Source organism: Bacteroides sp. 224 (assembly GCF_010500995.1).
Lineage (GTDB): Bacteria > Bacteroidota > Bacteroidia > Bacteroidales > Bacteroidaceae > Bacteroides.
The window spans coordinates 24,005-38,924 of record NZ_QVMK01000003.1 but is presented as its reverse complement, the minus strand read 5'-3'; the positions used below and the strand labels follow the sequence as shown (position 1 = coordinate 38,924).

The 14,920-nt window shown below is 41.1% G+C and carries 12 protein-coding genes and 1 pseudogene; 10 read left to right on the top strand and 3 right to left on the bottom strand.

The genetic code is table 11. The features are described 5' to 3' along the window. Nucleotides 1-65: 65 nt before the first annotated feature. From D0T60_RS02815 to D0T60_RS02805, 3 genes are read right to left on the bottom strand one after another with little or no spacing between them, the layout of a single operon-like run. The gene (locus tag D0T60_RS02815) at nt 66-719 is read right to left on the bottom strand and encodes an ABC transporter ATP-binding protein (RefSeq protein ID WP_163216632.1); all 654 of its coding nucleotides are present in this window, start codon (nt 717-719) and stop codon (nt 66-68) included. 17 nt (nt 720-736) lie between these two features. Continuing rightward, nucleotides 737-1,447, bottom strand: coding sequence for a ThiF family adenylyltransferase (locus tag D0T60_RS02810; protein WP_163216631.1), 711 nt, complete (start codon nt 1,445-1,447; stop codon nt 737-739). Beyond that, nucleotides 1,447-3,579, bottom strand: a complete 2,133-nt coding sequence (locus tag D0T60_RS02805) for a cation:proton antiporter (protein ID WP_163216630.1) — start codon at nt 3,577-3,579, stop codon at nt 1,447-1,449. Before D0T60_RS02805 ends, D0T60_RS02810 begins: the two co-directional genes overlap by 1 nt. 229 nt (nt 3,580-3,808) lie before the next feature. On the opposite strand from D0T60_RS02805, the gene D0T60_RS02800 reads away from it, so the two are divergent. The 10 genes and pseudogenes from D0T60_RS02800 to D0T60_RS02755 all read left to right on the top strand — a co-directional run bounded on the left by D0T60_RS02800 (nt 3,809) and on the right by D0T60_RS02755 (nt 14,825). Further along, complete coding sequence (locus tag D0T60_RS02800) at nt 3,809-4,819, top strand: aspartate-semialdehyde dehydrogenase (RefSeq protein WP_163216629.1); 1,011 nt, start codon at nt 3,809-3,811, stop codon at nt 4,817-4,819. A 127-nt stretch (nt 4,820-4,946) separates the two neighbouring features. Continuing rightward, entirely contained in the window at nt 4,947-5,375 is a 429-nt protein-coding gene (yiaA, locus tag D0T60_RS02795; RefSeq protein ID WP_163216628.1) for an inner membrane protein YiaA, read from the top strand. Continuing rightward, nucleotides 5,365-6,309: an alpha/beta hydrolase gene (locus tag D0T60_RS02790; RefSeq protein WP_163216627.1), complete on the top strand. Its 945-nt coding sequence runs from the start codon at nt 5,365-5,367 to the stop codon at nt 6,307-6,309. Before yiaA ends, D0T60_RS02790 begins: the two co-directional genes overlap by 11 nt. 21 nt (nt 6,310-6,330) lie before the next feature. Further along, nucleotides 6,331-7,668, top strand: a pseudogene (locus tag D0T60_RS02785) (glycosyltransferase family 2 protein); the annotation flags it as partial. Further along, nucleotides 7,668-8,600, top strand: a complete 933-nt coding sequence (locus D0T60_RS02780; protein ID WP_370524366.1) for a DUF4922 domain-containing protein — start codon at nt 7,668-7,670, stop codon at nt 8,598-8,600. The pseudogene D0T60_RS02785 and the gene D0T60_RS02780, both read left to right, overlap by 1 nt. Continuing rightward, nucleotides 8,597-9,919: a SpoIID/LytB domain-containing protein gene (locus D0T60_RS02775; RefSeq protein ID WP_163216624.1), complete on the top strand. Its 1,323-nt coding sequence runs from the start codon at nt 8,597-8,599 to the stop codon at nt 9,917-9,919. Before D0T60_RS02780 ends, D0T60_RS02775 begins: the two co-directional genes overlap by 4 nt. Before the next feature lie 57 nt (nt 9,920-9,976). Beyond that, nucleotides 9,977-11,560 (top strand): ATP-binding protein, encoded by a 1,584-nt coding sequence (locus tag D0T60_RS02770; RefSeq protein WP_163216623.1) that lies wholly within the window; start codon nt 9,977-9,979, stop codon nt 11,558-11,560. Beyond that, entirely contained in the window at nt 11,539-12,843 is a 1,305-nt protein-coding gene (locus tag D0T60_RS02765) for an MFS transporter (RefSeq protein ID WP_163216622.1), read from the top strand. Before D0T60_RS02770 ends, D0T60_RS02765 begins: the two co-directional genes overlap by 22 nt. 9 nt (nt 12,844-12,852) lie before the next feature. Further along, entirely contained in the window at nt 12,853-13,971 is a 1,119-nt protein-coding gene (locus D0T60_RS02760; RefSeq protein ID WP_163216621.1) for an acyltransferase family protein, read from the top strand. Beyond that, entirely contained in the window at nt 13,971-14,825 is an 855-nt protein-coding gene (locus D0T60_RS02755; RefSeq protein ID WP_163216768.1) for an ATPase, read from the top strand. Before D0T60_RS02760 ends, D0T60_RS02755 begins: the two co-directional genes overlap by 1 nt. Nucleotides 14,826-14,920: the final 95 nt, after the last annotated feature.

Sequence of the window (14,920 nt, the reverse complement as noted above, 5' to 3'; positions counted from 1 at the left end):
GTTTTTATAGGGTAACAAAGATAAAGATAAAAAGGTTATATTCCAGCTGTTTCGCCCAATTAAACCTATTGCTTTATCATTCCATCCACTATATGTATCGTCCTATCCGTAAGTTGTGCCAACCCTTCATCATGGGTAACAATCACAAACGTTTGGCCAAACTGATCGCGCAAATCAAAAAAGAGCCGATGCAATTCCTCTTTATTATGTGTATCCAAGCTTCCGGATGGTTCATCGGCAAGAATCACTGATGGGTTGTTGATTAATGCTCGTGCCACGGCTACGCGCTGTTTCTCCCCACCCGAGAGCTCATTCGGTTTATGAGAAGCTCTTTCTGTAAGCCCTAAAAAGTCCAGAACTATATTGGCTCGCTTAGTAGCCTCTTTGGTGGAGGTTCCTCCAATAAAGGCGGGAATCATTATATTCTCCAAAGCGGTAAACTCAGGGAGCAGTTGATGAAACTGAAACACAAAGCCGATATGCTTATTGCGAAAAGCAGAAAGCTCTTTTTCTTTCATCCGACTTACATCCGTACCATTCATGCATACAGCACCGGAATCTGCTTTATCGAGCGTACCCATAATTTGAAGCAAGGTGGTTTTACCGGCACCACTGGGCCCTACAATACTTATTACTTCACCTTTATCAATATTCAGATCGATGCCTTTAAGTACTTGTAAAGAACCGAAACTTTTGGTTATTCCTGTCAGTTGAATCATTTCTTCTTGCTGTTTTTTTATAATCGTTTAAGCACATATTCGGCTAAATAACAACCAAATACGGTTGGCATATAGCTTATGGTTCCGTTTGTCGACTTCTTATTCATTTCATTTTCGGTTAGTATCACAGCTTTCGGATCGGCTTGTTCCGTACTGAATACCACCGGCAATTTACGCTTTACCCCCATCTTTTGCAAACGTTTACGTACCGCCTTGCTTAAACCACAATGGTAGGTATCATTAATATCTGCAAAACGTACTTGAGTGATGTCGCTCTTTGCTCCTGCTCCCATGCTGGATATGATCTTAATCTTCCGCTGCAAAGTGTGGTAAATAAGAAAGCACTTAGGGCTGAGTGTATCTATAGCATCTACTACAAAATCATAGTGAGCTGCATCCAATAACTCGGGGATATTTTCATCTTTCAGAAATAGGGGAAGCACCTTCAATTCAATATCCGGATTAATATCCCGAAAGCGCTTGGCTAACACTTCGGCTTTTTCCTGTCCAACGGTAGAGTGAAGCGCCGGAAGCTGTCGATTGATATTGCTTGGCTGAACGGTATCTGCATCCACAATGGTCATTTTACCTACTCCGGCACGACAAATCATTTCGGCTGCATAAGCACCCACCCCGCCTAAACCAACCACAAGTACATGAGCTTGGGATAAACGTTGCATCTTCTCCTCACCTAAAAGCAGGGTTGTTCTTTGTTTCCAGTTATCCATTATCCTTTCTTAAACCATTTATATAACCACTTACCTATACTATCATAATGATGAGATTCGTTGTGATGCAACGGTTCGGAGAATGATAATGTTTCCTGCGGATCTCCATATTGATCGGGATAAAGCACTATCAAGCTACAGTTATTAAAGTATTTAGTAATCTGCGAAGGGAGTTTCTCGAAAGAAGGATCATACGAAATGAATCCTCTGCGAGCACTTGCAATAATTAATAGATGATCATAATTCACCTGTCCTGTAAGCAGTAACAAATCTTCCCACTCTTCCAGTTCGGTAAATTCTCTTCTTACACCCTTATATTTCTTGTTAATAAAGCCTTCCAGATAACGCAATGTATCTTTGTTTGCATAGAAATGCACACGGCAACCCAATTGAAGCCCCATCCGACAAACACGCTCTACCCATTTAAAGAAGCCGATTTCATATTCCGCCTTGGCCGGAACAGCTACTATAATCCGGCGCAATGTATTAACCGGGATGAGATTCTTCACAATCATCACCTGCTTATGGGTGCCTTTCAATAGATTTTCGGTAAGCGTACCCAGAAAAGAATCTACCAGCGTTACTTTATGGTGCAGCCCGATAACTACTTCGGAGGCAGCGCACTCTTTCATGGCATGAATAATTCCCGAAGCTACATTCATGTCAAAACGGGTGACAGTATGTACATTGACATCGGCCGCTGCTGCCACCATTGCCGAACGTTCCAAGGCTCGCTTTCCTTGTATCAAACGGGCTTCCGAAGCATTGCTGTCGTTGATTACACTCAGAGCAGTCAGGCCATCTTTCCTTCTGGGCTCCTTCATCAAAAGAGCCATATTTATCAGGTTCTCAATGGTATCCGGGTTAGCTATCGGTATCAAGATGTTTTCTTGCTCTTTGGGCTTTTCGTCGGTAGCGCCTGTATCATCTTCTACAGTCATTTTCCGCGCGGCACGCTCGGTAGCGATGGAACTTATGATACAGGTAAATAAAATCATTACCACTGTTCCGTTCAATACATCGTCATTCAATAGTGGAACTCCCGGAGAAACTTCTATTTTATTTCCGACTAATACGGCAGCCAGTGTAGCCGCTGCTTGCGCATTACTCAGGCCAAATATGAGTTCGCGTTCTGTAGCACGCATCCGGAAACTCTTTTGAGTTAACCAGGCAGCCAACCACTTGCTAAACGTAGCAACAATGGTCATAACAACTGCTACTTTCAAAGCTTCGCCACCGGTAAAAAGTGCTCGTATATCAATAATCATTCCCACTCCAATCAGGAAGTAAGGAATGAATAAGGCATTTCCCACAAACTCCAGCCTGTTCATTAAAGGAGAGAGGTTGGGTATCAATCGATTCAAAACAAGTCCCACTAAGAAGGCACCCAGTATACCCTCCATTCCTACCAGTTCCAGTATGGCTCCCCCAAGAAAAACCATCACCAACACAAAGATAAACTGCATGATGTTATCTTCATAATGACGGAAGAACCAGCGTCCAATGCGAGGGAAAAAGAATATAATAAGGAAACAGACGCCAATCACTTTTATGGCAAGCCATACCCAAAACCACTCGTTGACTTCTCCTTTATTCATGCCCGATATCACGGCAAGCACCAAAAGAGCCAATGCAACTGTAATAGCCGTACCACCAATCGTTATGCTTACACTGCGAATTCTCGACAAACCGTAACGACTCACAATGGGGTATGCAATCAATGTATGAGAAGCGTACATACTGGCCAACAAAACAGAAGTCGTGAAACTATATTCGAGCAATGACATAGAACTCCACACCCCCAAAACCATTGGAATAATAAAGGTGAAAAGCCCGAATACCAGAGCTTTCATCCGATTCTTCTTGAAGTCTTCCAAGTCCATTTCAAGCCCGGCCAGAAACATGATATAGTAAAGACCTACTTTGCCGAAGAGTTCGAAGCTGCTATCACGTTCCAATATATTAAACCCGTATTCTCCTACAATGATTCCGGAGATAATCAGCCCGATGATATGAGGTATACGTAGTCTGCTTAACAGAATGGGAGCGAAAAGAATTATAATTAAAACCAACAAAAAGATCCAGGTGGGGTCTGTGATAGGGAAATGTATGTTGATATTCAACCAATCCATTTGTTTAGGTTTTAGAATTTACTTGCAAAAGTAATAAAAAAGAAGAAAACCTGCTAACGAATTAATGCGCAGAGTTTTTATTACGATACTCTAAACTTTTGCGTTAATCTGTGTGACTTTACGGCTAAATATAACTCAAAACGATAAATATATAAGCAAATAAACGTGATATTATCACATTTTATAGTATTTTTGCATCCAATTACTCACAAATTAAACAAAAGAAAAGATGAAAGTAGCTATCGTTGGCGTAAGCGGAGCCGTAGGACAAGAGTTCCTGCGCGTGCTTGATGAGAGAAATTTCCCGTTGGATGAATTAGTGTTGTTCGGCTCTAAACGTAGTGCCGGAAGTAAATACACGTTCCGCGGTAAACAGATCGAAGTCAAACTTCTGCAACACAATGATGACTTCAAGGATATAGACATTGCTTTCACCTCTGCCGGTGCAGGAACTTCTAAAGAGTTTGAAAAGACCATCACCAAATACGGTGCGGTAATGATTGATAACTCCAGCGCTTTCCGTATGGATAATGATGTACCTTTGGTAGTACCCGAAGTAAATGCTGTGGATGCCAAAGATCGTCCTCGTGGTGTGATTGCCAATCCGAACTGTACTACTATTCAAATGGTAGTGGCATTGAAAGCAATCGAAGAGCTTTCTCACATCAAAACCGTTCATGTATCAACCTATCAGGCTGCCAGTGGTGCCGGTGCTGCTGCTATGGACGAGTTATACGAACAATATCGCCAGGTATTGGCCGGTGAAGAAGTAACTGTAGAGAAATTCGCTTATCAGTTGGCTTTCAACCTGATTCCTCAAGTAGATGTATTCACTGAAAACGGATACACCAAAGAGGAAATGAAGATGTACAACGAAACACAGAAAATTATGCACTCCGACATTAAAGTAAGTGCAACCTGTGTACGTGTGCCTGCTTTAAGAGCACATTCCGAAAGCATTTGGGTAGAAACAGAGCGTCCTATTTCTATAACAGAAGCCCGCGAAGCATTCTCGAAAGCCGACGGAATTATTTTGCAAGATGATCCGGAAGCTAAAAATTATCCGATGCCGTTATTCCTTGCCGGTAAAGATCCTGTGTATGTAGGTCGTATCCGTAAGGACTTAACCAACGAAAACGGATTAACTTTCTGGACTGTAAGCGATCAGATAAAGAAAGGTGCTGCATTGAATGCTGTACAAATTGCAGAGTATCTGATTAAAGAGGGAGATGTTAAATAAAGCCTCAAAAACAGCTAAAATAGGAAGCCCGACTTATGTTTTTAGGTCGGGCTTTTGTTTTCTATAAAATTAAATCTATTTTTGTCCGCTGAATATTTCAAAATATGATAATTTAAAACACTAACAAATGGAAGAAGAAGTTAAAATCGCAAATACCCCATCAAAAAAGAGCAAAACCCCATCTCCGGCTTACATCGCTGCTACTTGGATTGTATTACTTATCGGAGTAGTTTGCTACCTGATAGGTTTGTATAATGCAGAAATGCAGTTGAATGAGAAAGGCTACTATTTTACCATTCTGCTGTTCGGGCTCTTTTCGGTGATTGCCCTGCAAAAGAGCGTTCGCGACAAATTGGATGGAGTACCCGTTACAAATATATTTCTGTCTATCAGTTGGTTTGGCACATTGGCTTCTATTCTGCTGCTGGTTGTCGGATTATGGAATGCCGAGTTGCTATTAAGCGAAAAGGGATTTTATGGAATAGCCTATACCATGAGTGTATATGCTGCCATATCTGTTCAGAAAAACATTAGAGATGCTGAGCATGAAAAGTAAAAAAACAGTTATCACCCTAAGCGTTCTTGTCGTTTTATTGATTATCCTCATTGGAGGAACTGTATTTATGTTTAATTTCTCTTTGGCTTCCCAAACATCCGCCACGGACGAAGAAGATTCTTATGCCTACCTTTTTGAACATACATATATGAAAGAGTGGGTAGATAGCCTACACCACCACTCGGCACTAAAAGACACTTTCATCTTGGCAGAAGATGGCGCAAAGCTTCATGCCCTGTATGTGAAATCGGCAGAGGAGTCGCCAAATACCGCATTAATCATTCATGGATATACCGACAACTCTATTCGTATGCTTATGATTGGTCACCTATATAATAAGGTATTGGGATACAACATCCTACTGCCCGACCTACGTGGGCATGGCAAAAGCGATGGAGAGTATATACAAATGGGCTGGAAAGATCGCTTGGATATTCTCCAATGGATAGATGTAACCACCCAACTATATGGCGACACCACCCGAATGGTTCTTCATGGCATATCTATGGGAGCAGCCACTACCATGATGACATCCGGCGAAGAACTGCCCGACAACATCAAGTGCTTTGTGGAAGACTGCGGATACACCAGCGTATGGGATGAATTTGCCCATAAACTAAAAGCCGAATACGGCCTGCCTGCCTTCCCTCTGATGCATACCACTTCCCTATATTGCAAGATGAAGAATGGTTGGGGATTTAAAGAAGCAACGGCATTGGAACAGGTAAAGAAATGCAATCGCCCCATGTTCTTTATACATGGAGGCAATGATACGTATGTGCCTACCCAAATGGTTTACCCCCTTTACGAAGCCAAACCCGGCGAAAAAGAATTGTGGGTAATTCCCGAAGTAGAACACGCTGATGCGTATTGGGATCATACGGAGGAATATGTAGATAGAACAAGGAACTTTGTGAGCAAGTATATGCACTAAAAAAACATTCAAATGAAAGCTCTTGCAAATTGCCGGGAATTAACCATCAGCCCACTAACGGGTAGCAGCACATTCAGGGAGATTGCTTCCGGTGGTATAGAAGCCCCTTACGTACTGTTGCACATTGGTGACAAAGCTTGTACATTGGGCTACTTTGCCTTGGAACGCATGATGCAAATACTGGAATCAAGCCGGGCAAGTATGGTATATGCCGATCATTACCGGTTAATTGATGGAAACACAATAAGCCATCCGGTTATTGATTACCAACTGGGCAGTTTGCGAGATGATTTCGATTTTGGTTCTCTCTTACTTATCAGGAGCTCAGCCTTCGTGGAGGCTGTTTCTTGCATGAGTGCCGATTATCAATTTGCCGGGTTTTATGACTTCCGCCTAAAGCTTTCGCAAAAAGGAGAACTGGTGCATATCAATGAGTATCTATATACCGAAACCTCGTCTGATAACCGGAAGAACAGTGAAAAGATGTTCGACTATGTGGACCCTAAAAACAGGCAGGTTCAGGTAGAGATGGAGCAGGCTTGCACCGAACACTTAAAGGAAATAGGCGGCTATCTGCCTCCTCGCTTCCAATCCATATCCTTTGATAAGGAGGGCTTTGAGTACGAAGCTTCTGTCATCATACCGGTTCGTAATCGCATTCGTACCATAGAAGATGCCATTCAATCCGTACTCAAACAAAAAACGGACTTTAAGTTCAATCTTATCATTATAGATAATCATTCTACTGACGGAACAACCGAAGCCATTCGTAAATATACTTCCGACGAAAGAATTATTCACCTGCTGCCGGAACGAACCGACTTAGGTATCGGCGGTTGCTGGAATATAGGCATTCATCATCCTCAGTGCGGAAAATTTGCCGTGCAATTAGATAGCGACGATATATATAGCGACGAGCATACGCTGCAATTAATGGTCAACGCCTTCTACGAGCAACAATGTGCCATGGTAGTGGGAACTTATAGAATGACAGACTTCAACCTGAATACGATACCCCCCGGCATCATCGACCATAAAGAGTGGACTCCGGAGAATGGACGCAACAACGCACTGCGCATTAATGGGCTGGGTGCTCCACGTGCTTTTTATACTCCTATTCTGAGAGAAATCAATGTACCCAATACCAGCTATGGCGAGGATTATGCATTGGGATTGGCATTCTCTCGCCATTATCAAATTGGGCGTGTATATGAAGTGGTTTATCTTTGCCGCAGATGGGAAGATAACTCGGATGCCTCTTTAGATATTCTTAAACTGAATATTCATAATACATATAAAGATAGATTAAGAACCTGGGAGTTGCAGGCACGCATTGCCATGAATAGAAACATACCATGATAAAGGAAGCTGTACAAAACCTGTTTCGCGAGCAACTTACCGATTGGAAGTTGGCAAAAGATAACTATGAAGCACTTTCGCAAGCAAAGACGAATGAGTTTAAAATAAACTATTGTACCTGTAAAGTACAGTTCAATCCGGCACGCATTACTTCTTCGGCAGCTAAAGTAGATGCAAAGTCGATACAGCAACGTCCCTGCTTTCTTTGTGGCGCTAACCGCCCAACCGAGCAGAAAGGCGTTCCTTTTGCAGAACGTTATACCATACTTGTCAATCCTTATCCTATATTCCCACGCCATTTAACCATACCTTATATCAGTCACTCCAAACAACTTATCAAAGGGAGATTTGCCGATATGCTGAATCTGGCTAAGGAGCTGGACGAGTACATTGTCTTCTACAACGGCCCTAAATCCGGAGCCTCCGCCCCCGATCATCTACACTTTCAGGCAGGCAATAAAGGTTTCCTACCCATAGAAAAGGAATGGAGCTTCATACCCAAAGAGAGGGTGGTAAAGCATCCCGGAGCCATCTTATGGCGCATACACGACACTCCAAGGGCTACATTCGTTATTGAATCGGATAATCTGCCGGAAGCTGAGGTTCTCTTCAACTCCGTTTACAACGCCCTGGAACTAAAGCCCGAAGATGAAGAACCCATGATGAACATATTAGCTTGGTACGAGAAAGGTATCTGGATAACCTGTATCTTCCCTCGCGAGAAACATCGCCCGGATTTATACTTTGCCGAAGGAGATAAGAACCTCCTGATAAGTCCTGCTTCTGTTGATTTAGGTGGAATGTTTATCTCCCCCCTCGAAAAGGACTTCAACAAAATAACATCGGCAGAGATCAAATATATATTGAATGAGGTTTGTGTATCAGGAAATAAACTCCGCACAATAACCCAACAAATTAAATCAACTCTATGAAAGAACCCCAAGTTAGTGTAGGCATATTATCTGAGAATCAGATTGACTTTGTGCTGTTGGCTCCTTATCAGATAAACAACAAAGAGATTGAGGGCAAGCATACAGCAACCTATAAAGAGGGTAAAATAGAGTGGTTGGGTACTCTGTTCGATGAATTATTGTTTGAACCGGTTAATAAAACAAACAGTGAGTTCGAGATAAAGGATGTTACTATTGGCATCAATTTTCATTGGGAAAGAAAAGAGAATCAACGCTTTCAAGGCAGCTTTAAAATTATAGTAGAGAATGGTAAACTAACGGGAATCAACCTTATTCATGTAGAGAACTATCTCACAAGTGTTATCTCTTCGGAGATGAGTGCCACCGCTTCTCTGGAGTTGCTTAAGGCGCACGCTGTTATATCGAGGAGTTGGTTGCTGAGCCAAGTACAGAAAAATAAAACAGTTAGTTCTCAACAGAAAAGCGTCTCCAACTTTACTCAAAACGAAGGAGAATTGGTAAAGTGGTATGATAGAGAAGACCATACTCACTTCGATGTTTGTGCAGATGATCATTGCCAACGCTACCAAGGCATTACCCGTGCCTCCACTGAAATAGTGAAAGAGGCCATTCGCGCAACATACGGGCAAGTATTAACTTTTGATGATCGGATTTGTGATGCTCGCTTCTCCAAATGCTGTGGAGGAGCTTTTGAAGAGTTCCAAAATGCTTGGGAGAATATACTGCACCCCTACCTCCTCAAACAAAGAGATAGTAAGGATTATACCAATCTGCCCGATTTGCGATTAGAGGCAGAGGCGGAAAGATGGATACGCACTTCTCCCGAAGCTTTCTGCAACACTACAGATAAGAATATCCTATCTCAAGTCCTCAATAACTACGATCAAGAAACCACTAACTTTTACCGATGGAAGGTGGAGTATACTCAAAAAGAGTTGTCTGAACTGATCTTCAACCGTTCAGGTATTGATTTTGGAAATATTATAGACTTGATTCCTGTTGAAAGAGGTACTTCCGCCCGATTAATAAAACTAAAGATTGTAGGTAGCAAGCGCACCATGATTATAGGAAAAGAGTTGGAGATACGTCGCACGCTTTCTACTTCTCATTTATACAGCTCTGCATTCGTAATAGATAAAACGGATATTGAAGATGCAATTCCCGGTAAATTCATCTTAACCGGTGCCGGCTGGGGACACGGTGTGGGTCTTTGCCAGATAGGAGCTGCTGTTATGGGGGAGAAGGGATATTCTTATAGTGATATATTACTTCATTATTATAAGGGGGCTACTATAAAAAGAGTATACTATTCTCCATAAAAAATCATATCTTTGCTCTAACAAGAAACATTGGTCAATAATAACTGTTATTATTCTATGAGCATCTCTATAAAACATCCGGGTCTTCCCCGTCGTTATCCTATTGGAATACAAAACTTCGAGAAACTTCGTAGCGATGGGTATCTTTATGTAGATAAAACAAAGCAGATGTATCAACTTATTCAAATGGGTAACCCTTACTTCTTGAGTCGCCCAAGACGATTTGGCAAAAGTCTGATACTCTCTACGCTTGAAGCCTATTTTCAGGGAAAGAAAGAACTCTTTGAAGGGTTGTTCATTGAAACAGTAGAAAAAGACTGGAAACAGTATCCGGTATTACATCTTGATTTGAATGCAGAGAAGTATGAAACGTATGAAGATCTGGAAAAGATCCTTTCTCGTCAACTTCGTGAGTGGGAGGAATTATATGAAACAGGAGGTGCCGGAGAAAGTTACTCCGGTCGTTTTATGACCGTTATTCAAAAGGCATATCAAAAAACCGGGTTGCGAGTGGTAGTGCTTATCGACGAATACGATAAACCACTACTGCGCAGTTTTCATGATGAGAAGTTACAGAACAGCTTTCGTGAACTTCTTACCGGGTTCTACAGTGTGTTGAAGAGTGCCGATGCTTGGCTTCAATTCATTTTTATCACCGGAGTTACAAAGTTTGCTCAAATGGGCATATTCAGTAACCTGAACCAGTTGATGGATATTAGCCTTGATAATCGCTTCTGTGACCTTTGTGGACTTACCCGGAAAGAGATAGAAGACACCTTCGACCCAGAGATAGAGGCTCTTGCCGTTAACAACAATATGACTCATGATGAAGCCATAACTGAACTGACTTGTATGTATGATGGCTATTTTTTTAACGAAGACCAACAAGAAGGAATATTTAATCCGTTCAGTATACTTAATGCGCTCTCTACCCAAAAACTTCGCAGCTATTGGTTTGCCAGTGGTACTCCCACCTTTTTGGCAGAAATGCTTCAAAAAACAGATTATGACCTTCGAGAGTTGGAGGGCATAGAGGTATCTGCCAACTCACTGATTGCAGATCGGGCAAGTGCCAATAACCCTATACCCATGATTTACCAAAGTGGGTACCTTACTATAAAGTCTTATGACGAAGAATTTCGTACCTATAAGCTCGGATTTCCCAACGAGGAGGTAAAATATGGCTTTCTTAATTTTGTAACTCCATTCTACACCAGTATATCTGCAGATAATACAGCATTTTACGTGGGGCGTTTTGTGAGTGAGCTTCGTCAAGGAGACGTAGATGCTTTCCTTACTCGCCTACGTTCTTTTTTTGCCGATTTTCCCTACGAATTGAATGACCGGACCGAACGTCATTATCAAGTTGTATTCTATTTAATATTCAAACTGATGGGACAGTTTGCCGAAGCTGAAGTACGTAGTGCGCGCGGTCGGGCTGATGCAGTAGTAAAAACAAAAGATGCCATCTTTGTTTTCGAATTTAAGTTAAATGGAACCGTTCAGGAAGCGCTTGAGCAGATAAACAACAAAGGTTACCTGATTCCTTACGAAGCAGATGGACGAAAACTAGTTAAAATAGGAGTCAACTTTAATTCAGAAGAACGAAACATTGGTGAATGGAAAATAGAAGCCCAGTGAAACGCCTAACTAAAAAGTCCTCTCCCTGGGCATGGATCCCGACCCTCTACTTTGCCGAAGGACTTCCATACGTTGCGGTTATGACAGTAGCCGTTATCATGTATAAACGTTTGGGGCTTTCTAATGCTGAAATAGGTCTTTATACTGGTTGGCTCTATTTGCCTTGGTTGATAAAACCCTTATGGAGTCCTTTTATAGACCTTATTAAAACCAAGCGGTTGTGGATAGTATCCATGCAAGGGCTTATAGCTGCCGGCTTCGCCGGAATTGCCTTCTCTATTCCAACGGATTACTATTTGCAGGTAACGCTGGCTTTCTTCTGGCTATTGGCGTTTAGCTCGGCTACACACGATATTGCCGCAGACGGTTTCTATATGTTGGGACTTAGTAATGAAGAACAGTCCTTCTTTGTTGGTATCCGGAATACCTTCTATCGCCTCGCCAATATATTCGGGCAAGGAATATTGGTTATGTTTGCCGGTTGGTTGGAAACAAGTTCTTTATCAGCCGATGGTACAGCGAATATCCCTATGGCCTGGAGTATTACCTTCTATTTGATGGCTGGTATTTTCCTTGGACTGATGTTATATCATCATTTCGTGCTTCCCCGTCCTATTAATGATGTACCCGGAAAACAGGTGAGTGTCAAAGAAATCCTTACTAATTTTTTCCTAACCATTGGCTCATTCTTCCAAAAGAAACATCTTGGATTAGCTCTCTTCTTTTTACTTACTTATAGGTTGGGGGAATCTCAATTAGTAAAGATTGCTTCTCCTTTTTTATTAGATCAAAAAGATTGCGGTGGCTTAGAACTTCCTACGGCTACTGTCGGAATGATTTACGGAACAATCGGATTAATAGCACTTACGGTAGGTGGAATTTTAGGAGGTATTCTTGTATCTCGACAAGGTTTAAAGAAGTGGATCGTTCCTATGGCATTAGCCATCAACCTACCCGACCTACTATACGTCTATCTGGCTGCAACAGTACCACAAGATAACTGGATTATTATATTCTCGGTGGCAATTGAGCAATTGGGATATGGATTTGGATTCACTGCTTATACCCTTTACCTGATTCACATAGCCAAGGGAGAACATCAAACAGCTCATTATGCCATAGGCACAGCATTTATGGCTGCCGGGATGATGTTGCCGGGAATGGCAGCAGGCTATATACAGGAGGCGATTGGTTATACTTCCTTCTTTATATGGGTATGCATTTGCACTATTCCGGGTATTTTAGCGGCTATAATGGTAAGGAATAAGCTTAACCAAGAATAATACAGATTTATGAACACCCCCATCAAACAAAGACTACTTTCATTAGATATCTTGCGAGGTATTACCATTGCAGGAATGATTTTAGTGAACAACCCAGGTAATTGGGGTCATGTATATGCCCCATTACGACATGTGAAATGGAATGGGTTAACCCCTACCGACTTAGTATTTCCTTTTTTCATGTTTATTATGGGAATATCAACCTATATTTCTTTAAAGAAGTATAACTTTCAGTACAGCCATACTGTTGCTTGGAAAATTATAAAACGAACACTTGTTATCTTCGCCATTGGGTTAGGTATTGCATGGTTTTATCTTATTCTTCAAGGCAAGGGCTTTTCGGAACAATTTGAACAGATTCGCATTTTAGGAGTAATGCAACGTTTGGCACTCTGTTATGGAGTAACAGCATTAATAGCTCTAACTGTGAAGCATAAATATATTCCCGCGCTTATCGCTTTCCTGCTTATTGGATATCTCTTGATTCTCCTTTTGGGAAAAGGATTCGAATACAATGAAACTAACATTCTCTCTATTGTAGATAGATATATCCTTGGTGCTAATCACATGTATAAGGATAACAGCATTGATCCCGAAGGACTTCTTAGTACTGTTTCTGCCATAGCTCATGTATTAATAGGATTCTATTGTGGAAAGTTATTGTTAGAAGCTAAGAACTTAAATGAAAAGATGTTGCAACTGTTTATCATAGGAACAACATTCACGTTTATTGGTTTCTTGTTGAGTTATGGTTGTCCAATAAACAAAAAGATATGGTCGCCCTCCTTTGTTATTATTACTTGTGGATTAGCTGCCAGCCTCCTTGCACTTCTCATTTGGATTATTGATTGCAAAGGATTAAAAGGCTGGACTTCATTCTTTAGAGTTTTCGGAGTGAATCCTCTTTTCATGTATGTGTTCGCCGCTTTCTTATCACTTTTATTTGGTTATATACGTATTCCGTACGAGGATACTGCGATTAGTTTACATGGATATATTTACAACCTGATTGTACAAGTTATTTCCGACAAATATTTGAGTTCACTCATCTATGCATTGCTATTTGTAACATTAAACTGGTTTGTAGGTTATTGGTTATATAAGAAAAATATATATATTAAAATATGATGATATTAATTGCAGACAGCGGTTCTTCCAAAACCGATTGGTGCGTAGTGAAAAACGGACAGCTCATCCGGCAGGTATTTACAAAGGGAATCAACCCTTTCTACCAAAGTAAAGAAGAAATCCGGGAGGAGATTGACAAATCATTGCTACCTCGTTTAGATACTAATATATTTGACTATATATACTTCTATGGTGCCGGCTGCATACCGGAGAAATATCCGATGATACAAGATGTATTATCTTCTTGTTTTCAGGTATCCAAAAGCATAGAAATCAACTCCGATATGCTTGGAGCCGCTCGTGGACTCTGTGGGGATAATCCGGGTATTGTTTGTATTCTGGGTACAGGTTCCAATTCTTGCTTCTACAATGGTAAAGAAATAACAACGCATGTATCTCCTTTGGGATTTATTTTGGGAGATGAAGGAAGTGGGGCTGTATTGGGTAAGCTATTGATTAGTGATTTGCTAAAGAATCAGTTATCTGCAAAACTTAAAGAGAAGTTTCTGTTTCAATATAACCTGACTATTCCGGAAATTATAGAAAAGGTGTATCGAAAGCCATTTCCTAATAGGTTTCTGGCAAGTGTTTCTCCATTTCTTTTAGAGAATATCCAGGAAGAAGAAATTCGTACATTAGTATCCAATGCCTTTAAAGCGTTCTTTCAAAGAAATGTAATGCAGTATGACTACCCCAATTATCAAGTACACTTTGTTGGGTCGGTGGCGTTTTACTACCAAAGAATTTTGAAAGAAACAGCGAAGGAATTAGGAATAAAAATAGGCTCGATAGTGCAGAGCCCAATGCAGGGATTGGTAAATATTACAACAACACTGAGTGCCGATAATATATAAAACTAAATAAAAGATATCTTTATTATATCAAAAAATGTATCTTTGTGAAGTATCAATACAGCTAAAGCTATTTATTCACCAATGAAACTACTTTA